This is a genomic window from Halomonas qinghailakensis (assembly GCF_025820815.1).
Taxonomy (GTDB): domain Bacteria; phylum Pseudomonadota; class Gammaproteobacteria; order Pseudomonadales; family Halomonadaceae; genus Vreelandella; species Vreelandella qaidamensis.
The window spans coordinates 3,313,412-3,335,704 of the sequence record NZ_CP096973.1; the positions used below are offsets into that span (position 1 = coordinate 3,313,412).

A 22,293-nucleotide genomic window follows, 5' to 3' on the forward strand; every position below is an offset into this window, starting at 1 on the left:
AATTAGCCTGTTGAGGCGTTATTTGCCGTTTATACGAGTGTAACGAAAGCGTAGCAACCTGCCTATTTACGTGGTTGTGGGAGATAATCTCATAAGAATTGCACCGACAGCTTTGACAGCGGAGGGGCGAGTGCCTATCATTGCGCGCCTATGTTGACCTCACAAATCCCCAGCCGGGTCGAGCCTTATAAGCTTGCAGCCCGCCGCGAACGATTAGAAGGCATTGTGGCGCTGAATAAGCTGCCACGCCTAGCTGAAGAAGCAGGTGACCAAACCGGCGACTGTCATGTCGTGCTCGAGTTTGGCGTTGATGCCCAAGGCCGTCGCGAAATTCATGGCCACTTACAAGCGACTCTGGCGCTGCCTTGTCGTCGCTGTCTGGTGCCGCTAAGCCAAGACGTTTCCAGTGATTTCTTATTAGGAATGATTGCAGACGAAGCTTTGGCTGCCGAGCTGCCTGCCAGTCATGAGCCGGTGCTGGTGGAAAATGAACAGCTGGACTTGCTGACGGTAATAGAGGATGAGCTTATCCTCAGCTTGCCGCAGGTGGTCTATCACGATGAGACCGAATGCCATGTCTCGGCGGAGCAGCTGGTCAGCAAGACCGAAGGCACAGCGGATGAGTCCGCTCCGGCCAAGAACCCTTTCGCAGTGCTTAGTGCTTTGAAAAGCAGTGGCGCTTTGAAAGGCAAAAAGTAAGCATCACTTACCTTAATTACCTTGGAGTAAACACCCATGGCAGTTCAACAGAACCGTAAAACTCGTTCCAAGCGCGGCATGCGTCGTAGCCACGATGCGCTGAGCGCACCGACTCTGTCCCAGGACAAAGAAACCGGTACTACTCACCTGCGTCACCATGTTTCTCCAGACGGTTTCTACCGTGGTCGTAAAGTGGTTGAGGTTTAAGCCTTAGCACCTTTATGAGCGGCAAAACAGGGTGGGTGCTGTGTGCGCCTAGCGATTGATGTAATGGGGGGTGACCAAGGCCCCCGTGCCATTATCGAAGGCTCCGCCAGGGCAGTAATTGAACGCCCCGACCTAGCGTTAACTTTGTTTGGTCCGCGTCAGCAGATTAATGCTGAACTTTCGCGTTTGCCGCAGCCTTTGGCTGCGGCAACGTCACGTTTGGTGGTAGCTGATGCTTCAGAAAGCGTGTCTCAGTCAGCAACGGCTGCTTGGGCAATGCGACGCGGAGGCGCTACTAGTATGGCGTGTATGCTGCGCAGCCTATCTTCAGGTGAAGCGGTGGCAGGAGTAAGTGCGGGAAATACCGGAGCCTTGGTCGCTTTAGCGAGGCGTGAGCTTGGTATGTTGCCTGGCATCTCAAGACCCGCAATAAGTACTGCCATCCCTGCGCGCGGTGGACGTCGCTGTTATTTGCTTGATTTAGGAGCAAATGTAGATTCGCCTGCATCTAGGCTATTTGACTTTGCCATGATGGGCGCCGCTATGGCTCAGTGTATGGATCGTGTCAAGCGACCCCGCGTTGCCTTGCTGAATGTGGGTTCAGAAGCTACAAAAGGTAGTGCTAATGTACGCGAGGCGGATCGTTTGCTGCGTGAAAGTGCTGCCAATTTAAGCTTTGACTACCTGGGCTACGCCGAGGGTGGGGATATTTTTCAAGGTGATCTTGATGTCGTTGTGTGCGATGGCTTCGTTGGTAATGTCACGTTAAAAGCCAGTGAAGGGCTGACTCGTATGTTGGTGGAGCGTGTACAAATGGCGTTTGAGTCACGCCTGAGTGGACGTTTGGCAAGTATACTGGCCAGGCCTGCACTGAAGAGGCTTAAGCGGGAGCTAGACCCGGTACGCTATAATGGGGCCAGCCTCTTAGGGCTACAGGGTATTGTGGTGAAGAGTCACGGCAGTACCCAAGCGGATGGCTTTTACTACGCTATTCAGCGTGCATTGCAAGAAGTGGAGCATGATTTGCCGGTACGAATTGCAGCACGCTGGTCGCGTTCTTGAGCGTTGTCAACGCAGTAGATAATAAGACGTTATATATTTTTTGCGGGCTATTGGTGGTGGCAGGATGCGCCAATCATCATTCTAGTAGTGGTTCCAATAACCCGCTTATCGCTCAGATGAGCAAATGCCTACAAGAGCAAAGGTGAACGACATGTCTCAACCCCTTGCCCTCATTTTTCCCGGGCAAGGCTCTCAGCAGCTTGGAATGCTGCGAGAGCTAGCCGAGCGCTATAGTGTGGTGGGAACTACATTTGAGGAAGCCTCAGACGCTCTGGGCTACGATTTGTGGAAAGTCGTCCAGGAAGGTCCAGAAGAAGCGTTGAATGCCACGGCATGCACTCAGCCGGCACTACTTGCCTCCAGCGTTGCTATTTGGCGTATTTGGCAAGAGCTGGAAGGACCCCGCCCAGGCGTTATGGCAGGTCATAGTCTTGGTGAATATAGTGCTATGGTCTGCGCTGGAGTGATGGGTTTCGCTGAAGGTGTACGCCTTGTTCGCCTGCGTGGTGAAGCCATGCAGGAAGCTGTGCCTGCAGGAGAGGGTGGCATGGCAGCGATTCTTGGTCTTGATGACAGCGCCGTAGAAGCGGCTTGTGCCCGAGCGGCACAAAATGAAGTAGTGTCTGCTGTTAACTATAATTCGCCTGGTCAGGTGGTTATTGCAGGCAGCAAAAATGCTGTTGATAGAGCTATTGCGGCTTGTCAAGAAGCTGGAGCCAAGCGAGCGCTTCCTCTACCGGTGTCAGTACCCTCACACTGTGCGCTGATGCGGCCTGCCGCCGAGCGTCTTGCCGCTGCTATGCAGGCTATTGAATTACGCGCGCCTCGTTATGCGGTGATTCAAAACGTCGATGCGCAAGCCCATGCTGATATTGAGACATTGCGTACGCGCCTAATCGAACAGCTTTATCAGCCTGTCCGTTGGTCATCTTGCGTTGAAGCGATGGTCGAACAAGGTGCTAATGTGTTTATTGAGTGCGGGCCTGGCAAAGTGCTTACTGGCTTGAACAAGCGCATTATACGTAGTGCCAAAGGGTTGGCGGTAAATGATCCTGATAGCTTGGATTCAGCCCTTGAGTTAGCACGTGATGCATCGGCGGGTGGTGCGTGAAAAATGGTGCGTGTTAAGTCGCTATTTTCCGCTACCCTTGCTTAGTTAGGTTGAAGGAAGAACGTTATGACTCAAGAACGAAGAGTTGCACTAGTTACTGGTGCTAGTCGAGGTATTGGGCGAGCCATTGCCCATGAGCTTGGGCGTCAAGGGCGTATCGTGGTGGGTACAGCCACTAGCGAATCGGGCGCTGAAAAAATTGATGCCGATCTAAAAGAAAAGGGCATTGAAGGCGCAGGTATTTGCCTGAATGTGACTGATCAGCAAAGTATCGACCAGGTGCTCAAAACCATAGGTGAGCGTTTTGGTGCCCCAACCATTTTGGTAAATAATGCCGGTATTACCCGCGATAATTTGCTAATGCGCATGAAAGAAGATGAGTGGGACTCCGTAATGGATACCAACCTCAAATCGGTTTATCGCGTTAGCAAGGCGTGTTTGCGTGGTATGACAAAAGCACGCTTTGGGCGTATCGTGTCGATAAGTTCAGTAGTGGCAACGATGGGCAACCTAGGCCAAACTAATTACGCTGCCGCTAAAGCGGGGATGGAAGGCTTTAGTCGTGCGTTGGCCCGCGAGGTTGCTTCACGTGCCATCACGGTTAACGCAGTAGCACCTGGGTTTATTGCAACGGACATGACTGAAGCGTTGCCTGAAGCGCAGCATGAAATGCTGCTTAAGCAAATTCCTCTTTCGCGTCTAGGTGGGCCTGAGGAAATTGCGGCTGCTGTTGGTTTTTTGACAAGTGACGCTGCAGGTTATATCACTGGTGAAACGCTGCACGTTAACGGCGGCATGAATATGCGTTGATGGCCTTAGGTTTGGCGGTTGCGTCAGCTTAAGGGCGTCTATAAACTACCCCGCAGCTTTTGGCTTGCGGTTTCCAAATGGCTGGTTATCAAAAACGGCTAATGTGAACGACTGGAGTACGTTGATGAGTACTATTGAAGAGCGCGTGAAGAAAGTTGTGGCAGAGCGCCTGAACGTTAAAGAAGAAGACATCCAGAACAGCTCTTCTTTTACTGAAGACCTGGGTGCTGATTCTCTTGACACCGTTGAACTGGTGATGGCACTTGAAGAGGAATTTGATACTGAAATTCCTGATGAAGAAGCCGAAAAAATCACTACGGTTCAAGAAGCTATCGACTACGTGAATGCCCATCAGTAAGGGCTAAGTTGAAGCAATGAGCCAGGGTGGGGTGCTTACCCACCCGTATAAAAAGCCGTCCTGAGTAGGGGCGGCTTTTTTGCTTTGTTATCACAATGAAGTTAACGTTCAATCTCCGTTATACTAGTCACCAAATTTCTGCAGCAAATGACCCAGATGGGTCGTGTCACCATGGATGCCTGGAGGAAAGCTGATGGCGCGAAGAAGGGTAGTGGTAACTGGGTTAGGCCTGGTGACCCCAGTGGGCAACAGTGTTAATGAGTCGTGGGCAAATATTGTCGCCGGTAAAAGTGGCATAGCGCCGATTGAGCACTTTGACACAAGTGGTTTCAACACGCGTTTTGGGGGATCGGTTAAAAATTTCGATATTAGCCCCTACCTGAATCCTAAAGACGCACGCAAGATGGATTTGTTCATCCAGTATGGCATGGCGGCGGGAGCCCAAGCTGTTCAAGACTCGGGGCTTGAGTGCACCGAAGAGAATGCTGAACGAATTGGGGTGGCGATCGGTTCAGGCATTGGCGGCTTGCCAATGATTGAGCATAACCATAATGCACTAAATAAGGGTGGCGCACGCCGCGTTTCGCCGTTTTTTGTTCCCGGTTCAATCATCAATATGATTTCCGGCAACATGGCGATTCAGCACGGCTTCAAAGGTCCGAACATCGCGATCACTACAGCGTGTACAACGGGTACCCATAACATTGGCTACAGCGCCCGTACGATTGCTTATGGCGATGCCGATGTAATGATCTGTGGTGGTGCAGAAATGGCTACTACCCCATTAGGATTGGGCGGCTTTTCGGCAGCACGAGCGCTCTCTACTCGCAATGAAGACCCTCAGGCGGCGAGTCGCCCATGGGATACTGATCGTGATGGCTTCGTATTGTCAGACGGTGCGGGTGTGCTTGTTTTGGAAGAGTATGAGCATGCGAAAGCCCGTGGTGCCAACATCTATGCAGAGCTTGCCGGCTTTGGGATGAGCGATGATGCCTACCATATGACGGCGCCGCCGGAAGACGGGCGTGGTGCTGCACTTTCCATGAGCAATGCCATTAAAGACGCGCGTATGGATCCGGCGGATGTGCATTATATTAATGCACATGGCACGTCTACTGCAGCGGGTGACTTAGCAGAAAGTCGGGCGATTGAAAAAGTGCTTGGCAGCGCAGCTCAGCAGGTTGCAGTGAGTTCTACCAAATCGATGATTGGTCATCTATTAGGTGCTGCAGGCGCGGTTGAAGCGGTGTTTAGTATTTTGGCTATTCGAGACCAGATTGCACCGCCTACCATTAACCTGGATAACCCGCAGGAAGGTTGTAATCTTGATTATGTACCACATACCGCGAGAGAGATGACTATTGATGTAGCCCTCTCAAACTCGTTTGGATTTGGCGGCACCAACGGCTCACTGCTGTTTAAAAAGGTATAACTCGCAATGCCAATGCCCCAGGTGCCGTTTGACGACCGAGGGCTTGCATATGGTGACGGAGTATTTGAGACGGTGCTGCTGCGCGCTGGTGTTCCTGTGTTATGGGATTATCATTACGCGCGCTTACTGCTGGGCTGTCAGCGTTTGAATATTCCGTTGCCCTCTAGGGAACAGTTGGTCGCCACTTGGCAATCTCCACCTAACGCCGAACTTGAAATACTCAAACTAATCCTGACCCGCGGGAGTGGTGGTAGAGGGTATGCGACGCCAGACAACTCTCAACCACGCTTGCTTAGCCGTAGAACACCTTTTGTGGTAAATGCTGACCGTTGGCATGAGGGGGTTAATATACGGATTTGCCAGTTGCGTTTGGGGCACCAGCCGTTACTAGCTGGCATTAAGCACCTAAACCGATTGGAAAATGTGCTAGCGCGTCAGGAGTGGAATGACCCAGCCATCGCCGAAGGTTTGCTTGGAGATGCTGATGGGTGGCTAGTGGAAGCCACCAGTATGAATGTCTTTTGGCAGCAAGCGGGAGCGCTTTTCACTCCTCCATTATCGCAATGTGGCGTGGCGGGCACCCTGCGAGCCGCCTTATTGGATCATGGCGTGGTACAGGAAGCTGCTATTGCGCTGACTGCTATCCATCAAGTTGATCGTCTATGGGTAGCTAACTCGGTACAAGGTGTGTGGCCAGTGAATAAGCTGTTAAGTGAAACAGGCGTGGTTTTGCAGTCCTGGAATCCTGCAGGTCACGATAGGCTGCAAGTAGTAGGCCATGAATTACTTGGCTATTCGCCGACCTCCCGTTAGGCAGAATTTTATCAACATTATTGAGGTGTCATGGTGAAACGGTTTTTAGCTGCCATCGGTGTCGTGGTCGTGGGTGGGTTCGCAGCAGTTGTGGGCGGCTATGCTTACTGGCAGCACCGCTTATCAGCACCGATCTCTCTTGAAGAACCCGCGCTTTATCAGGTTCCTGCAGGTGCTGGGTTCAATCAGGTCGTTCGAGAGCTGGAAAGCCAGGGCTTTATTGAAGATGCTTGGGCGTTTCAATTATTAGCGCGTGTCGAGCCTGAGCGAGTACCACGCTTACGGGTGGGTGAGTATCAGCTAACCCCAGGGATGAGCGGTCTTGAGCTGATTGCCCTCTTGGGGAGCAATAATGTTGTCACTTATCCATTGACGATTCCCGAAGGATGGACCTTCCGCCAAATGCGCGAGCTGCTAGACAATGCGCCAAAACTTGAGAATCGAACGGCAGAGTTAGGTGACGACGAAATTATGTCGTTGCTAGGACGTGAAGATACTTTTCCTGAAGGCTGGTTTTTCCCCGACACGTATCGCTATCACCTGGGTATGAGTGATGTTGATATTTTGCGTCAGGCACTGTCTCGCATGGAGCGGATTCTAGAAGAAGTCTGGGCCGCTCGTAATGATGATTTGACGATTGATACGCCTTACGAAGCGCTCATTATGGCATCGCTCATTGAGCGTGAAACGGGAGCGCCGGAAGAGCGCCGGGAGATTGCAGGTGTTTTTAAACGTCGCATGGAACAGGGAATGCGTTTGCAAACAGATCCCACTGTCATTTATGGCATGGGCGAACGCTATGAAGGGCGAATCACCCGTGCGGATTTACGTGAGGCGACACCCTATAACACCTATGTGATTGATGGCATGCCGCCAACGCCGATCGCCTTACCTGGGCGGGCCTCCCTTGAAGCGGCTGTGAATCCGCTACCCGGAGAAACGCTTTACTTCGTCTCGCGCGGCGACGGTACCCACCATTTTTCACGTACATTACGTGAACACAATAATGCGGTTAATCGCTATATTCGCAATCGCTAATTAGCTTAAGTCATGGTTTAGGTGTGATGTGTTTTTTTCGAATTTACTCAGTAAGGGGCTTCAATGAGCAAGCGCGGACGCTTCATCACCCTTGAGGGTGGTGAGGGAGTCGGAAAATCTACTAACGTAGCGTTTGTAGAGACATGGCTACAAGAACGCGGGATAGAGGTTGTGCGAACCCGTGAGCCCGGAGGGACGCCGCGCGCTGAAGCGATTCGAGGATTGCTGCTTGATCCCTCTTTCGATGAACCCTTGCACAGTGATGCCGAGTTGCTATTAATGTTTGCCGCGCGCGCCCAGCATCTAGCGCAAAAAATAGTGCCAGCGCTTGAACGCGGTGCCTGGGTGATTTGTGATCGTTTTACCGATGCGACCTTTGCCTACCAAGGTGGCGGCCGCGGAATTGAGACAGCTCGGATTGCTCAGCTGGAGCAGTTCGTGCAAAAGGGTCTCTCCCCGGATCTAACCCTGTTGTTAGACATGTCACCTGAGGCTGCGAAAGAGCGTCTTGAAGGGCGTTTAAGAGACCAGCAAACTCAGCGTGACCGCTTTGAGCAAGAGCAAATAGCCTTTTTCGAAGCTGTGCGACGGGCTTACCTCGAGCGTGCTGCCGCTGCCCCTCAGCGCTTTGCAATTATTGATGCGGGGCGAGCGCTTGATCACGTACAGGCGTCGCTAGCTCAAGCGCTAGAAGAGCGAGTGGCGTTATGGCAATAACGGGCGTGTTGCCCTGGCACCAGTCCACGTGGCAGCAGTTGATTCGTCTCATCAATGAAGGGCGATTGCCGCACGCACTGTTAATCAGCGGCGCACATGGAGTTGGCAAACAGCAGTTGGCGGAAGCGTTGATTGCTCGAACGTTATGCGCACAGCCTGGCGAGCTAGCCTGTGGTCATTGTCATAGCTGTGCCATGTTGGCTTCAGGCTACCACCCCGACTTGATGCGCATTTCTCCAGAAGAGGGTAAGCGCCAGATTCGCATTGACCCCATACGTGAAGTAAACCGCTTTGTTTCGCAAACCGCGCAGCAAGGGGGCTACCGTGTGATTGTTATTTCTCCCGCAGAAGCAATGAACATTGCAGCGGCAAACGCATTACTCAAAAGTCTTGAAGAACCTGGTGACAAAACGCTGTTTATTTTGCTGTCAGACGTCCCTTCGCGCACGCTACCTACGATTCGCTCCCGCTGCCAACAGTGGCCGTTAGCCAGTGTTCCCTTTAATGATTGCCGAGGTTGGTTGACTGAGCAACTTGGTAGCGACGAAGCACATTTTTGGTGGCGAGTGTCGGGTGGTTTGCCGCTGCTTGCTGTGGAATTGGCAACGCCGGAAGAGCGCGCTCTTCGCCATCAAATTCATGATAGTTTCGAGCAGTTAGTGCGTGGTGCTGAGCCTGTTTCAGAAGCTGCCAGGCTAGACCGCCAGGCTATTGATGCCATCTTGTGGTACGGTATTGCTTGGCTTGAAGACTTGATTAGATTGGGCTTGTCTGGGGAAACCTCAGTACTACATAACCCTGATTTAGAGTCGTTATACCGTCAAGCGATGAAAAATGGGCGGGTTCAGGATTGGTTCCGATTGCTGGATTATGCACGAGAACAGCGCCGCCTATTCGCCGTGGGCGCTAACCCAAACCCTCAGCTAGTGCTAGAAGCGTGGCTGGTACGCTGGTCAGCGTTACTGCGTTCTTAAGGTTTTTGTACATAGGGTTGTTGTACATAGGGTTGTTGCCAATAGAGTTGTTGCCAACGAGGCTGTTATGACGGTTCAAAAAGCACTTTCTTTGACGATACCAGATATACCGACGTTGCTTTCCGCGTATATGCCTTTTCTGGATAGAGGTGGCATTTTTGTACCGACCAAAGCGCCCTATAGTCTTGGTCAACAGGTCTACTTGTTGCTGACGCTGCCAGGGGAGAGTGAGCGCCTCTCGATTACTGGTCATGTTGTTTGGGTATCTCCCGAAGGCGTGAGTGGACGGCGAATGCCAGGGATCGGATTGCATTTTAGTCAGCAGGACTACTCAGTCCGTGATCGTATTGAAACATTGCTGGCCGGTCAGTTAGATAAAGCACCTCCCTCTTTTACGCTTTGATAGAACTGAGTTAACAAAACCAAGTTAACAAAACCAAGTTAGCAAGCACTAAGTTAGCAAGTACCGAGCTAGTACCGCAGTTACAGTGTACAAGACCTGCCCCTTTACCCATTTACAAGAATTTAAGAGAGCTGCATGTTTGTCGATTCCCACTGCCATTTAGACCGTTTATCAGAACAAACCCACGGTGGCGATATTGCCGCAACGCTGGCGGCTGCTCGTGCTGCCAATGTGAACCAGTTCTTGGCTATTGCGGTGACGCTTGAAGAGATGCCAGGGTTGGCGGCAATTGCCCGTGAGCACCACGACGTGGTGATTTCTGCTGGATTGCATCCGCTTCATCAAGCTCCAAAAGAGCCTAGCGTAAGTGACATTGTTGAGGCGGCTGAGCAGTACGGTGCAGTCGCCATCGGTGAAACAGGTCTAGATTATCACTACCAGGACAGTGTACCTGTGGCGGTCCAGCACGAGCGATTTAAGCGTCACTTAATGGCGGCTACTGAGCTTGAACTGCCGGTAATTATTCATACCCGTGAGGCGAAAGAGGACACATTAGCACTGCTGCGCGAGCACACTAATCCCGATGTAGGCGGCGTATTACACTGCTTTACCGAAGATTTAGACATGGCTCGTGAAGCCGTGCGCCTTGGGTTCTATATTTCGTTATCGGGTATTATTACCTTCCGTAATGCTGCCTCGCTTAGAGAGTTGGCAAGCAAACTGCCGCTTGATCGACTGCTGATTGAAACCGATAGCCCTTATTTGGCGCCTGTTCCCCATCGTGGAAAACCCAACGAACCTGCCTGGGTGGTTGAGGTGGCAGAGTGTATCGCTAAGGAGCGGGGTATCAGCGTTGATGAAGTGGCGATGCAAACCACCGCCAACTTTTATCACCTATTCCGCGCGGCGGTGCCCGATGCTCCTGATCACGTAAAGGAAGCGCTGGCACAGTCTGGTTTAGTGGTATAAGTGCTGACTGAGCGCACAACCTGGGAGGTAAGCGATGAATATTGATCGGCTTATGCAGCAATTTGACGGCTCTGCGATGATTCCCCCCGTTGAGCAGTGGCAGCCAGCCCTGAGTGGCGATATTGATATCGTTATCCAGGCTGATGGCACATGGCTGCATGAAGGAAAGCCGTTTGTGCGCCTAGCCATACCACGGTTGCTAGCAAGTTTATTACGACGCGATACTGATGGGTATTGTTTGGTAACGCCGGTTGAGCGCTGGCGTGTCACCGTGGCTGATTGCCCATTCGTAGCGGTAGAAGCAGACTTTCACGACGATGCCTGGTGGCTGACAACCCAATTCGATGACGTTGTTCGTGTGGATGAAGAGCATCCACTCCGTCTCTCCAAAACGCCAGAGGGTGACCTTGCACCTGAGTGCGCTGTGCGTTTTGGGCTATCCGCGCGTTTGCACCGCAATGTCTATTACCGGTTAGTAGAGCAGGCCACGCTGAGCGAAGCAGACGATGGCGAATGCCAATGCCGTCTCTACAGCGCAGGATCTTGGTATGTCTTAGGTCAGTTTAATGCCAATGATGTAATGCTAGGCGAGGAGACGTGAAGTTAACCGCTGAACAGCAAGCCGTTGTCCATCATCAAGAGGGGCATGCCCGCGTAGCTGCTGTCGCGGGGGCAGGTAAAACTACGACGATGGCCGCGAGAGTGCTTCACTTGCTGGCGTCTGGTGTCGCTCCGAAACGGATGTTGGTGCTGATGTTCAACCGCTCAGCTAGGGACGATTTTCAGCGCCGCTTGGTGAGTATGGCGCCCAAAGGCCAGCCGTTGCCCGATGTGCGCACCTTTCACTCCCTTGGCCACCGGTTGACCCAGAGCCTGTGTCGATGGGGCGCGCTTGCGCCAAGACGTTTACTATCTGCTGACTGGCAGCTAGAGCGCCTTTTACGCCAAGCCAGCCTGAATGTCCTTAGCGGTGCGGTTGAGCGTCGCGATGCCGCATTGGAAGGTGATCGGCTGGAAGCGCTTGCGCATTTCTGCGGGTTGGTAAAAGCAGAAATGCTGTCTGCCGATACGCTCTACAAACGGTTGAATTACGAGCCGGATACGGACTACTTTCCCAGAGCGTTTGATGAGGCCGAGCGTCTGTTGCACGCTGAAGGCGTCATGACCTACGCCGATTTGCTCTATCGTCCTTTGCAGGTGCTTGAAGCCGACCAAGCATTACGTAGTCGTGTAGAAGGTTTTCTTGATCATGTGATTATTGACGAATATCAGGATATTAATACCGCACAGCAGCGCTTACTGGGGGTGCTAGCGGGCACCAGTGCCAATGTGATGGCGGTTGGCGATGCTAATCAGTGCATCTACGAATGGCGGGGCGCACGCCCTGACACCATGTTGGAAAACTTTACGGCGATGTTTGGCAGCGCTACGGACTATCCGCTTTCCATTACGTTTCGCCATGGCCACGCGCTGGCGCTAACCGCTAATCATGCCATCATGGCTAACCAGCGTCGGCCGGATCAGCTCTGTTTAGCGGATTCCAATAATCCTGAAACCCATATCTCTGTTGGCCAAGGCAGCCGTCTGCTACTTGATGCTTTAGTCGATTGGCAAGCTAAGGGGCGCGCACTGAGCGATGCCAGCTTGCTGGTTCGCAGTTGGGCGCTTTCGGTGCCTTTTCAGCTGGCGCTGTTACAGGCGGGTATTCCGTTTCGTCTTCAGCGAGAAGATCGTTTTGTTTTCCGGCTCCCACTAGTGCAGGCATTAGCAGGCTATTTGAAACTGTCTCGCCGCCCAGAGCTATTGCGCGATCCCGAGCAACTGATGCTGCTTCTATCGCAGCCAACCCCATTTGTCGCCCGCGAGGGGCTTCAGCGGTTGGCGTATCAATTAGCCAGCACCCAGCGTTGGCCAGAGCGCCACGAGCCGGTACTCACCACTTTAAAGCCACTGCAGCGGCGGACACTTAAAAAACGCTGGGCACTGCTATGCGAGCTACCCAAACTGAGCGCCTGGCCACCTGCAAAATTACTGAGCCATGTGGTGGAGACGATTGACGCGGAAAAAACCCTAAAACGTGCAGCCGCAAGGCGTGACAAAGGTGAAGAAGACGTTCGTCTATTGGATGTGCTGATTGAGCAGGCCGATAGCGTAAAAGACCCTGATGCGTTTATCGAACTGCTCGAGCGTCCAGTAGAAAACCAAGCTGGCGGTGTGCTGATTAGCACGGTTCACGGAGCCAAAGGTCTAGAATGGCCGCTTGTTGCCGTTGCTGGCGTGAATGAAGAGGACTTTCCGCATTACAGTCGTGACAACCCGATTAACGACGAGCGGCTAGAAGAAGAACGGCGGTTGTTTTACGTGGCGATCACTCGTGCCCAAGAGCAGTTGCTGGTATTGCATGATGGCGGGGCTCATCGGCCTAGCCGCTTTATTGCCGAAAGCGCCTGGCAGGACAGTTTGCGTATGGCCTCATGTCTGGCGCGTCAAGAACCCCCAGCAACAGCTGTACAGGTCACATCACCAAGTTTAATGAAGCGCTATCTTGAACGGTTAGGGCGCACAGATATTGAACTTGAAGCGCCGCGGGTCAATGAGGCAGCGGCAACTTATCAGGCTGATGCACACTTTTACCCTGGCCAGCGCTTGTTACATGCTGTGTTTGGAGAAGGGGAGGTGGCTTCAGTGGAAGGTAACCCCTCCGATCCGGTCATCGATGTGAGGTTTGCACAGGCCGGGCGGCGCAGGTTGATTGCTCGGCGCGCACCCATTGAACGCTTAGAGCCACCAGCGCAGCCAGCGTAACTGGCCGCGCAGTATGGCTATTTAGCGGTACTGCTTACATATTGGGATAGTTAGGACCGCCGCCGCCTTCTGGCGCCACCCAGGTAATGTTTTGTGCTGGGTCTTTAATATCGCAGGTTTTACAGTGTACGCAGTTCTGGAAGTTGATCTGGAAGCGCGGCTTGCCTTGGTCATCCTCAACCACTTCATAAACGCCTGCAGGGCAGTAGCGCTGAGCTGGTTCTGCATAGACTGGCAGATTGTCACGAATCGGTAGCTCTGGGTCTGCTAAGCGCAGGTGGCAAGGCTGGTCCTCTTCATGGTTGGTGTTAGACAAGAAGACAGAGGTCGACTTATCAAACGACAGCTTGCCATCGGGCTTCGGATAATTGATTTTTTCGAACTCGGCCGCAGGTTTTAGCGCGCCGTGATCGGTGGTGGTGTCGTGAACATTGGGTAGCTTATTACCCAGTAGTTGATTGGCGAAGTTATAAGCACCACCACCCACCGTGCCATATTTGTGAATCGCAGGGCCAAAGCTTGCGCTCTCTTTCAGCTCTTCATATGCCCAACTGTTTTCCCACTTCTCAGTGAAGCTGGCAAGCTCCTGAGCGCCTTCATCACCACTCTTAATGGCCTCAAAGACGCTCTCAGCTGCTACCATGCCGGACTTCATCGCGGTATGCAGGCCCTTGATTTTGGCAAAGTTCAGCGTGCCCGCATCGCAGCCAATCAGCAGGCCACCAGGGAAGGTCATTTTCGGTAGGCAGTTAAAGCCACCTTTAACAATTGCGCGTGCACCATAAGCAACCCGTTTGCCGCCTTCTAAATACTGGCTAAGCACCGGGTGATGCTTCATGCGCTGGAATTCATCAAAAGGTGACAGCCAGGGATTCTTATAACCAAGATCCATAATGAGGCCAACGACGATCTGCTGATTCTCCGCGTGATAAAGGAACCAACCGCCGTGAGTGTCTTTTTCAAGCGGCCAGCCCGAGCCGTGCAGTACAAGCCCTGGTTCATGCTTGTCAGCGGGCACATCCCATAGCTCTTTTAAGCCAATTCCGCAGTGCTGCGGGTCGCGGCCAGCATCTAGCGAGAACTCTTTGATTAGCCGTTTGCCCAGGTGGCCACGGGCGCCTTCGGCAAACAGCGTGTATTTGGCGCGAAGCTCCATGCCTGGCATGTGACCATCTTTGGGGGTGCCGTCTGCGCCAACGCCCATGTCGCCAATCAGGATGCCGCGCACTGCGTCATCTTCAATAATTACTTCCTGGGCTGCAAAGCCAGGGAAGATTTCCACCCCCAGGGCTTCTGCCTGCTCAGCCAGCCAGCGGCACAGGTTGCCCGCACTAATCACATAGCGGGTCAGGTCGCCGCCGGTGTTATGCATGCTTTTGGGCACCAGCGCATTGGGAATTTTCTGCGCTTTTTGGGCATCTTTTAACAGATAAACATCGTCACGAACGGCAGGCGTATTGAGCGGTGCGCCGCGCTCTTCCCAGTCGGGAAACAGCTCAGTCAGTGCGCGGGGCTCAAACACAGCACCGGAAAGAATATGGGCACCGACTTCGGAGCCTTTTTCGACCACACAAACCGTTAGCTCTTGTTCCGCTTGGGTTGCCTGTTGCATCAAGCGACAAGCAGCAGCTAGACCAGAGGGGCCTGCCCCGACAATGACTACATCGAAGTCCATGACGTCGCGTTCAACATTTTCCACCTGGTTTCTCCTTACGCTTATAAGTGCCATCTTTTGCAAAGACTAGTTCATGCTTACCGGGTGGGAACTAGCTTATAAACAGATGGCCTTAATTTAAAACGGTCGTTTGCTTCTGGTTATGCTCCATGATAGGCATAATACCCTTGTCAGGTCACCCCTACGATGGCAAAAGCACCATTTATCCGCGCAATATAGGGGGAAGCTACGACCAAGGCCGTAGTTAAAGGGTGTTGTTGTCAGTCACTAGGTTGTGGCAAATTGATAGGGTTTTTCATTTACAGACCTATCAAACGCTTGCATGAATTTTTGAAGGCGTCGTTTTAGAGTTGCGTCGCCCCCTATTTTAAGCGGCATCAGTTGGTACGATGCAGTGACAAGCTAACGGCTTTCATCACAAGCCAAGCGAGGAATCTATGAAAGTACTCGTCGCGGTTAAACGCGTCATCGACTATAACGTCAAAATCCGCGTGAAAGCGGACAACTCTGACGTTGACCTTACCAACGTCAAAATGGCGATGAACCCCTTCTGCGAAATTGCCGTAGAAGAAGCGGTACGTCTTAAAGAGAAGGGTGTAGCGACCGAAGTTGTGGCCGTGACGGTTGGCCCAAAAGCGGCTCAAGAGCAGCTTCGTACCTCTTTAGCGTTGGGTGCAGACCGCGCCATTCATATTGAAACCGACGAGCGGGTTGAGTCGCTTGCGGTAGCCAAACTGCTTGCTAAAGTCGTTGACGAAGAGCAGCCCGGTTTAGTGATTCTCGGTAAGCAGGCAATCGATACCGACAATAACCAAACGGGGCAGATGCTGGCCGCGCTAACTAACCTTCCCCAAGGTACCTTTGCGTCTGAAGTGGCCGTGGATGGTGACAAAGTTAACGTCACCCGGGAAATCGACGGTGGCTTGCAAACTGTGGCGCTTTCCCTGCCGGCAATCGTCACTACCGATCTGCGTTTGAACGAGCCGCGCTACGCTAAGTTGCCAGACATTATGAAGGCTAAGAAGAAGCCGCTGGATGTCAAAACCCCCGCTGATTACGGTGTTGAGGTGGCCTCTAAGGTTAGTCTGCTCAAGGTAGAGTCGCCGGCTGAACGCAAAGGCGGTGTCAAAGTTGCCTCGGTAGATGAATTGATCGACAAACTGAAAAACGAAGCCAAAGTGCTTTAATAGGAGCTGATCTCATGAGCATTCTGGTACTTGCCGACCTTCATGAAGGTCAGTTGGCGGGCGCAACCGCCCATGTGGTTGCGGCGGCCAAAGCGATTGGTGGTGACATTGACGTGTTGGTAGCTGGTGAAGGCGTTCAAGCGGCTGCTGAAGCGGCTGCTAAGCTTGAAGGCGTCAGTAAAGTTCGCGTTGCCGATAACGCTGTTTACGCCCATCAGCTGGCTGAGCCCATGGGCGCGCTGCTGGTAGAGCTGGCTGGCGACTACAGCCATGTTTTGGCGAGCGCCTCTACGACGGGTAAAAACGTACTGCCCCGCTTGGCAGCGTTAAAAGATGTTAGCCAGCTTTCCGACGTCATTGGCGTTGAGAGCGCGGATACTTTCCTGCGCCCTATTTATGCGGGCAATGCCATCGCCACGGTAAAAAGCGATGACGCTCTGAAAGTTATGACCGTGCGTACTACCGCATTTGATGCGGTCGAGAGCTCGGGCAGCGCTGCTGTAGAAGCAGTAGAGGTGGTGGTTGAAAACAGTCAGTCGAGCTTTGTTAAGCAAGAGCTGGCGCAGTCCGACCGCCCAGAGCTTGGTGGAGCCAAAGTGGTGGTATCTGGCGGGCGCGGCATGGGCAATGGCGAAAACTTCAAACTGTTGGACGGCATTGCCGACAAGCTGGGTGCTGCCATTGGCGCATCACGAGCGGCCGTTGACGCTGGTTTTGTACCCAACGATATGCAGGTTGGTCAAACCGGTAAGATCGTTGCGCCTGAGCTGTATATTGCGGTGGGTATTTCCGGCGCGATTCAGCATTTGGCAGGCATGAAGGACTCGAAAGTCATTGTTGCCATCAACAAAGACGAAGAAGCGCCGATCTTCCAAGTGGCCGATTACGGCTTGGTAGGTGATCTTTTCGAGATTCTGCCAGAGCTTGAAAGTAAGCTATAAGCCACTGAATCTAAACTAGCTAAAAGCCGACTTCGCCAGAAGTCGGCTTTTTTATTGGCGATGAATTCGATAAACTGCCAATAGTTGACTAAGGTACTGGGGTATATAGCGTACCGATGTATCCTTATTTGCTGCTCACGGTAATAAAAATGGCCGGGGTGGTTGAAAAAGGTGGGGAAAGACCACACTTAACTAAGTGAACGTAACAAAAGCCACTTAAGGAGAAGTTAGCATGGCACATACACTTCCAGAATTACCGTATGCCTACGACGCGCTCGAGCCACACATTGATGCGATGACGATGGAAATTCACCACTCTCGTCACCACAATACATATGTTACTAACCTGAATGCTGCGCTTGAGGGCACGGGTCTTGAAGACGTGCCGGTAGAAGAGCTGGTTGCTAATCTTGACCGTGTACCTGAAGAGAAGCGTCAAGCCGTTATTAATAACGGTGGCGGCCATGCCAACCACTCTATGTTCTGGCAAATGATGTCACCCAACGGTGGTGGTCAGCCCCAGGGCGATGTGGCAAGCGCCATTGATGCAGAGCTAGGCGGCCTTGATGCATTCAAAGAAGCGTTCAAGAAAGCAGCGTTGGGTCGTTTTGGTAGCGGTTGGGCATGGCTCTCCGTGACGCCTGACAACAAATTGGTCGTAGAAAATACCCTGAACCAAGACAGCCCGCTAATGCACGGCAATACGCCGGTGCTGGGTTTGGATGTTTGGGAGCACGCTTACTACCTGAAGTTCCAAAACAAACGCCCTGATTACGTAGAAGCCTTCTTCAACGTCATCAACTGGGAAGATGTTGAGCGTCGTTACCAGGCGGCTACTGCTTAAGCTTGCATCGCTAATAACAGGCGCCAAGTGACTTGGCGCCTTGTGAAAAAACCGCTTCCATTTGGAGGCGGTTTTTTGTTGCTGGAAAGGTTTAGGAACCGTTGATCAATAAGCCGGTTGTGCAGGTGATTAAGCTGTTGTTGGGTATGATATTGGGTACGAGCTGTCAATAACCTGTGGATGAAAAATACCATATATGCTTGAATTGATTTTCTCATGGTCTATATATAGTATGCGTTGTGTCTTCCAGAGAGAGCGAGCACAAGATGTGCTCTACCCGAAAAACGCCGCTATGAAAAGGAAAAATAGCCATGGATATCCAAATTTATAGCAAGCCCGCTTGTGTTCAGTGCACTGCTACTTATCGTGCACTGGATAAGCAGGGTCTAGAATATACCGTTATCGATATTACTGCTAAAAGCGGTGCTCAGGAGGAAGTGGAAGCACTGGGTTACCGTCAGTTACCGGTCGTCGTCGTAGGTGAAGATCATTGGTCCGGCTTCCGCCCTGATCGCATTCAAGCACTGGCGTAAAAAACCGCTATGCAAACCGCTAATGTGGAAGCTGAGCGTGCTGGTTCGCTGGTTTATTTTTCCACTAAGTCAGGCAATACCCACCGTTTTATACAAAAGCTTGGCTTAAGCGCCCAGCGGCTGCCGCTAAACCGTGAAGAACCAACGCCACGCGTAGAGCAGCCCTACATATTAGTGACACCTACCTATGGTGGCGGCTATGCCGAAGGGGCAGTGCCGAGGCAGGTGATCCGATTTTTAAACGATGAGCACAATCGGCACCTTCTGAGGGGTGTCATTGCCGCTGGGAATACGAATTTTGGTGAAGCGTACGGGTTGGCGGGGCGAATCATCGCTCAAAAGTGCCAAGTGCCGCTGCTTTATCGATTTGAACTGTTTGGCACTGACGACGATGTCGCCAAGGTCCGCAAAGGAGTAGAAGAGTTTTGGAAACGTCAAGCTCAGTCTCTAACAATGTAGCCTCTCACCCTGAAGTCTCTGAAAACGAGGCGACTAAAAATGTTGCTACAAAAAACTCGACAGAAACAAAGCGGCCTACTGCAGCGGCATCCGAGGCGCGTACCCTGGATTACCATGCGCTGAACGCGATGTTGAATCTATATGGTGCCAACGGTGAATTGCAGCTTGATAAAGACCGCGAAGCCGCCCGTCAATATTTCTTGCAGCACGTTAACCAAAACACGGTGTTTTTCCACTCGTTAGAAGAAAAACTCGATTACTTGGTGGAAGAACAGTATTACGAGCCAGAAATGCTTGCTCAGTACAGCTTTGCCTTTATTAAAGGGCTGTTTGAGCAGGCGTACGCCTATAAATTTCGTTTCCCGAGTTTCCTCGGCGCGTTCAAGTACTACACCAGCTACACGCTTAAGACGTTCGACGGGCGGCGCTACCTGGAGCGCTTTGAAGACCGCGTTTGCATGGTAGCGTTAGCGCTGGCGCGTGGTGATGAAGCATTGGCCAAGTCACTGGTTGATGAAATCATTAGCGGCCGTTTTCAGCCGGCTACGCCGACCTTCTTAAACTGTGGTAAGCGTCAGCGCGGCGAACTGGTGTCGTGTTTCTTGCTGCGTATCGAAGACAATATGGAGTCAATTGGCCGCTCAATTAATTCGGCGCTCCAGCTCTCTAAACGCGGCGGTGGCGTTGCTTTCTTGCTGACGAATATTCGTGAGTCAGGCGCACCGATTAAGCGTATCGAGAATCAGTCGTCGGGCATTATCCCGATTATGAAGCTGTTGGAAGATGCTTTCTCTTACGCTAACCAGCTGGGCGCGCGCCAGGGTGCCGGTGCGGTCTATCTGAACGCTCACCACCCGGATATTCTGCGCTTTCTCGATACTAAGCGCGAAAATGCCGATGAAAAAATTCGCATTAAAACGCTGTCGCTGGGCGTGACGATTCCTGACATCACGTTTGAACTTGCTAAACGCAACGACGACATGTACCTGTTCTCTCCTTACGATGTAGAGCGGGTGTATGGCGTGCCGTTTGGCGATATCAGTGTGACCGAGAAGTACCATGAAATGGTCGCTGATGCGCGTATCCGTAAGCATAAAATCAATGCGCGTGCGTTCTTCCAGACTCTGGCCGAACTGCAGTTCGAATCGGGCTACCCGTACATTATGTTTGAAGATACGGTTAATCGTGCCAACCCGATTGCCGGGCGTATCAATATGAGCAACCTGTGCTCTGAGATTCTTCAGGTGAATACGCCTACCGAATACGACGATGATCTTGGCTATCGTCAGATCGGTCAGGATATCTCCTGCAACCTTGGCTCCATGAACATTGCTAAGGTGATGGACTCAGGCGATATCGGCACCAGCGTTGAGATTGCCATTCGTGGCTTAACCGCGGTTTCTGAGATGAGCAACCTGCGCAGCGTGCCGTCCATCGCTGAAGGTAACGCCAAGTCTCGAGCCATTGGCCTTGGGCAAATGAACCTGCATGGTTTCTTAGCTCGCGAACACATTTATTACGGGTCAGAAGAGGGCTTGGACTTCACCAACCTCTACTTCTATTGCGTTGCGTTCCACGCCATTCGTGCCTCTAACCAGCTAGCCATTGAGCATGGTGAAGCCTTTGCTGGGTTTGAAGACTCCACCTATGCATCGGGCACGTTCTTTGATAAGTACACTGACCAAGCGTGGCTGCCGCGTACCGAGAAAGTACGTCATTTGTTCGAGCGTAGTGGTATCGCGCTGCCTACCCAAGAAGCGTGGCAGGCTCTGAAGGCGTCGGTAATGGCCCACGGGCTATATAACCGTAACCTGCAGGCGGTGCCGCCGACAGGCTCTATTTCGTACATTAACCACTCCACCTCGAGTATTCATCCGGTGGCTGCGAAAATTGAGATTCGCAAAGAAGGCAAGCTCGGGCGTGTTTACTACCCCGCGCCATTCTTGAACGAGGCGAACTTCGATTATTTCCAGGATGCTTACGAAATTGGTCCTGAAAAAATTATTGATACTTATGCAGAGGCATCTAAGCACGTTGATCAGGGGCTTTCGTTGACGCTGTTTTTCCCCGATACCGCCTCCACGCGGGATATCAACAAAGCGCAAATTTACGCGTGGCGTAAGGGTATCAAGACGCTTTACTACATCCGTTTGCGCCAAAGCGCGCTAGAAGGCACGGAAGTAGAGGGCTGCGTCTCCTGCTCGTTGTAATCGTGTATTGCTTCCATAAGATTATGTTTGTGAGAGAACTCTGATGACCATTATGCAACGCTTATCGCGGGTTAATGCGATCAACTGGAACCGCCTTCAGGACGATAAAGACCTAGAAGTGTGGAACCGGCTGACCAGTAACTTCTGGCTGCCGGAAAAAGTGCCACTCTCCAACGATATCCAGTCGTGGAATACGCTGACCCAGCAGGAAAAACAGCTGACGATTCGTGTGTTCACAGGCCTGACGTTGCTCGATACGATCCAGAGCAGCGTGGGTGCGCCAGTATTAATGGATGACGCGCGCACACCCCATGAAGAGGCGGTTTATACCAATATCGCCTTTATGGAGTCGGTGCATGCGCGCTCCTACAGCTCGATCTTCTCGACACTGTGCACTACCCGTGATGTAGATGATGCCTTCCGCTGGAGCGAAGAGAACCCGACGCTGCAGATGAAGTCTGAGCTGATCCTCAAGCGCTACCGTGCTGATGATCCCTTGATGCGAAAGGTAGCCAGCGTTTTCCTTGAGTCATTTTTGTTCTACTCAGGGTTCTACCTGCCCATGTACTGGTCAAGCCATGCCAAGTTGACCAATACCGCCGATCTGATTCGTTTGATCATTCGTGATGAGGCAGTACACGGCTACTATGTAGGCTACAAATTCCAGCAGGCGCTGGCGGAAGCAACGCCCGAGCGCCAGCAAGAAGTGAAAGACTACGCCTACGAACTGCTGCTAGAGCTTTACGACAACGAAGTGCGCTACACCGAATCGCTTTATGATGAAGTGGGCTTGACGGAAGACGTGAAGAAATTCCTTCACTACAACGCCAACAAAGCGCTGATGAACCTGGGCTTCGAGCCGTTGTTCCCGAGCAGCGTTACCGACGTCGACCCAACCATTATGGCGGCACTTTCCCCAAGTGCGGATGAAAACCACGACTTCTTCTCCGGTTCTGGTTCTTCCTACGTCATCGGCAAGGCCGTTGCCACTGAAGACGACGACTGGGCGTTTTAAGTTAATTATTGGCTGCTTATAAACTTTTTCC

Annotated in this window: 23 protein-coding genes; 22 read left to right on the forward strand and 1 reads right to left on the reverse strand. The window is 52.2% G+C overall.

Annotated elements, in window-relative coordinates; genetic code table 11:
• The first annotated feature begins 150 nt into the window (after positions 1 to 150).
• The 15 genes from M0220_RS15055 (at position 151) to M0220_RS15125 (ending at position 13,398) form a co-directional block, all read left to right on the forward strand.
• Positions 151 to 699, forward strand: coding sequence for a YceD family protein (locus tag M0220_RS15055; RefSeq protein WP_030072409.1), 549 nt, complete (start codon positions 151 to 153; stop codon positions 697 to 699).
• A gap of 36 nt (positions 700 to 735) precedes the next feature.
• Positions 736 to 906, forward strand: a complete 171-nt coding sequence (gene rpmF / locus M0220_RS15060; protein WP_009099300.1) for a 50S ribosomal protein L32 — start codon at positions 736 to 738, stop codon at positions 904 to 906.
• 42 nt (positions 907 to 948) lie between these two features.
• Entirely contained in the window at positions 949 to 1,968 is a 1,020-nt protein-coding gene (plsX, locus tag M0220_RS15065; RefSeq protein WP_030072413.1) for a phosphate acyltransferase PlsX, read from the forward strand.
• A 151-nt stretch (positions 1,969 to 2,119) separates the two neighbouring features.
• Positions 2,120 to 3,079, forward strand: coding sequence for an ACP S-malonyltransferase (gene fabD / locus M0220_RS15070; protein ID WP_264018108.1), 960 nt, complete (start codon positions 2,120 to 2,122; stop codon positions 3,077 to 3,079).
• A 66-nt stretch (positions 3,080 to 3,145) separates the two neighbouring features.
• Entirely contained in the window at positions 3,146 to 3,889 is a 744-nt protein-coding gene (gene fabG / locus M0220_RS15075) for a 3-oxoacyl-ACP reductase FabG (RefSeq protein WP_030072417.1), read from the forward strand.
• A gap of 124 nt (positions 3,890 to 4,013) precedes the next feature.
• Positions 4,014 to 4,247 (forward strand): acyl carrier protein, encoded by a 234-nt coding sequence (gene acpP / locus M0220_RS15080; RefSeq protein ID WP_008956801.1) that lies wholly within the window; start codon positions 4,014 to 4,016, stop codon positions 4,245 to 4,247.
• Positions 4,248 to 4,440: 193 nt separating this feature from the next.
• Positions 4,441 to 5,679, forward strand: coding sequence for a beta-ketoacyl-ACP synthase II (gene fabF, locus M0220_RS15085; RefSeq protein ID WP_030072425.1), 1,239 nt, complete (start codon positions 4,441 to 4,443; stop codon positions 5,677 to 5,679).
• Between the two features lie 6 nt (positions 5,680 to 5,685).
• The gene (pabC, locus tag M0220_RS15090; RefSeq protein WP_264018109.1) at positions 5,686 to 6,492 is read left to right on the forward strand and encodes an aminodeoxychorismate lyase; all 807 of its coding nucleotides are present in this window, start codon (positions 5,686 to 5,688) and stop codon (positions 6,490 to 6,492) included.
• A 30-nt stretch (positions 6,493 to 6,522) separates the two neighbouring features.
• Complete coding sequence (gene mltG / locus M0220_RS15095) at positions 6,523 to 7,530, forward strand: endolytic transglycosylase MltG (RefSeq protein WP_030072429.1); 1,008 nt, start codon at positions 6,523 to 6,525, stop codon at positions 7,528 to 7,530.
• Between the two features lie 63 nt (positions 7,531 to 7,593).
• Positions 7,594 to 8,247 carry a dTMP kinase gene (tmk, locus tag M0220_RS15100; protein ID WP_264018110.1) on the forward strand — a complete coding sequence of 218 codons (654 nt, stop codon included), beginning with the start codon at positions 7,594 to 7,596 and terminating at the stop codon, positions 8,245 to 8,247.
• Positions 8,238 to 9,221 (forward strand): DNA polymerase III subunit delta', encoded by a 984-nt coding sequence (locus tag M0220_RS15105; protein ID WP_264018111.1) that lies wholly within the window; start codon positions 8,238 to 8,240, stop codon positions 9,219 to 9,221. The genes tmk and M0220_RS15105 overlap by 10 nt, the downstream gene beginning before the upstream one ends.
• Before the next feature lie 67 nt (positions 9,222 to 9,288).
• Positions 9,289 to 9,624, forward strand: a complete 336-nt coding sequence (locus M0220_RS15110) for a PilZ domain-containing protein (RefSeq protein WP_030072435.1) — start codon at positions 9,289 to 9,291, stop codon at positions 9,622 to 9,624.
• 135 nt (positions 9,625 to 9,759) lie between these two features.
• Positions 9,760 to 10,593: a TatD family hydrolase gene (locus M0220_RS15115; RefSeq protein ID WP_030072437.1), complete on the forward strand. Its 834-nt coding sequence runs from the start codon at positions 9,760 to 9,762 to the stop codon at positions 10,591 to 10,593.
• Between the two features lie 34 nt (positions 10,594 to 10,627).
• On the forward strand, positions 10,628 to 11,194 hold the full coding sequence (locus tag M0220_RS15120) for a DUF1285 domain-containing protein (protein WP_264018112.1): 567 nt from the start codon (positions 10,628 to 10,630) through the stop codon (positions 11,192 to 11,194).
• Positions 11,191 to 13,398 carry an ATP-dependent helicase gene (locus tag M0220_RS15125; protein ID WP_264018113.1) on the forward strand — a complete coding sequence of 736 codons (2,208 nt, stop codon included), beginning with the start codon at positions 11,191 to 11,193 and terminating at the stop codon, positions 13,396 to 13,398. The genes M0220_RS15120 and M0220_RS15125 overlap by 4 nt, the downstream gene beginning before the upstream one ends.
• A gap of 34 nt (positions 13,399 to 13,432) precedes the next feature.
• On the opposite strand, the gene M0220_RS15130 is transcribed toward M0220_RS15125, so the two are convergent.
• Positions 13,433 to 15,097, reverse strand: coding sequence for an electron transfer flavoprotein-ubiquinone oxidoreductase (locus M0220_RS15130; protein ID WP_264018114.1), 1,665 nt, complete (start codon positions 15,095 to 15,097; stop codon positions 13,433 to 13,435).
• Between the two features lie 413 nt (positions 15,098 to 15,510).
• Here M0220_RS15130 and M0220_RS15135 point away from each other — a divergent pair, with 413 nt between their 5' ends.
• The 7 genes from M0220_RS15135 (at position 15,511) to nrdF (ending at position 22,262) form a co-directional block, all read left to right on the forward strand.
• Entirely contained in the window at positions 15,511 to 16,260 is a 750-nt protein-coding gene (locus M0220_RS15135; RefSeq protein WP_030072442.1) for an electron transfer flavoprotein subunit beta/FixA family protein, read from the forward strand.
• A 14-nt stretch (positions 16,261 to 16,274) separates the two neighbouring features.
• Positions 16,275 to 17,201 carry an electron transfer flavoprotein subunit alpha/FixB family protein gene (locus tag M0220_RS15140; RefSeq protein ID WP_030072443.1) on the forward strand — a complete coding sequence of 309 codons (927 nt, stop codon included), beginning with the start codon at positions 16,275 to 16,277 and terminating at the stop codon, positions 17,199 to 17,201.
• 232 nt (positions 17,202 to 17,433) lie between these two features.
• Positions 17,434 to 18,045 (forward strand): superoxide dismutase, encoded by a 612-nt coding sequence (locus M0220_RS15145; protein WP_030072444.1) that lies wholly within the window; start codon positions 17,434 to 17,436, stop codon positions 18,043 to 18,045.
• Between the two features lie 311 nt (positions 18,046 to 18,356).
• Positions 18,357 to 18,578, forward strand: a complete 222-nt coding sequence (nrdH, locus tag M0220_RS15150; RefSeq protein ID WP_030072446.1) for a glutaredoxin-like protein NrdH — start codon at positions 18,357 to 18,359, stop codon at positions 18,576 to 18,578.
• A gap of 9 nt (positions 18,579 to 18,587) precedes the next feature.
• Complete coding sequence (gene nrdI / locus M0220_RS15155; protein ID WP_051690158.1) at positions 18,588 to 19,037, forward strand: class Ib ribonucleoside-diphosphate reductase assembly flavoprotein NrdI; 450 nt, start codon at positions 18,588 to 18,590, stop codon at positions 19,035 to 19,037.
• A 104-nt stretch (positions 19,038 to 19,141) separates the two neighbouring features.
• A complete protein-coding gene (nrdE, locus tag M0220_RS15160; protein ID WP_232222380.1) occupies positions 19,142 to 21,247 on the forward strand; it encodes a class 1b ribonucleoside-diphosphate reductase subunit alpha in 2,106 nt (701 codons plus the stop codon).
• Positions 21,248 to 21,290: 43 nt separating this feature from the next.
• On the forward strand, positions 21,291 to 22,262 hold the full coding sequence (gene nrdF, locus M0220_RS15165) for a class 1b ribonucleoside-diphosphate reductase subunit beta (protein ID WP_030072458.1): 972 nt from the start codon (positions 21,291 to 21,293) through the stop codon (positions 22,260 to 22,262).
• Positions 22,263 to 22,293 lie beyond the last annotated feature (31 nt).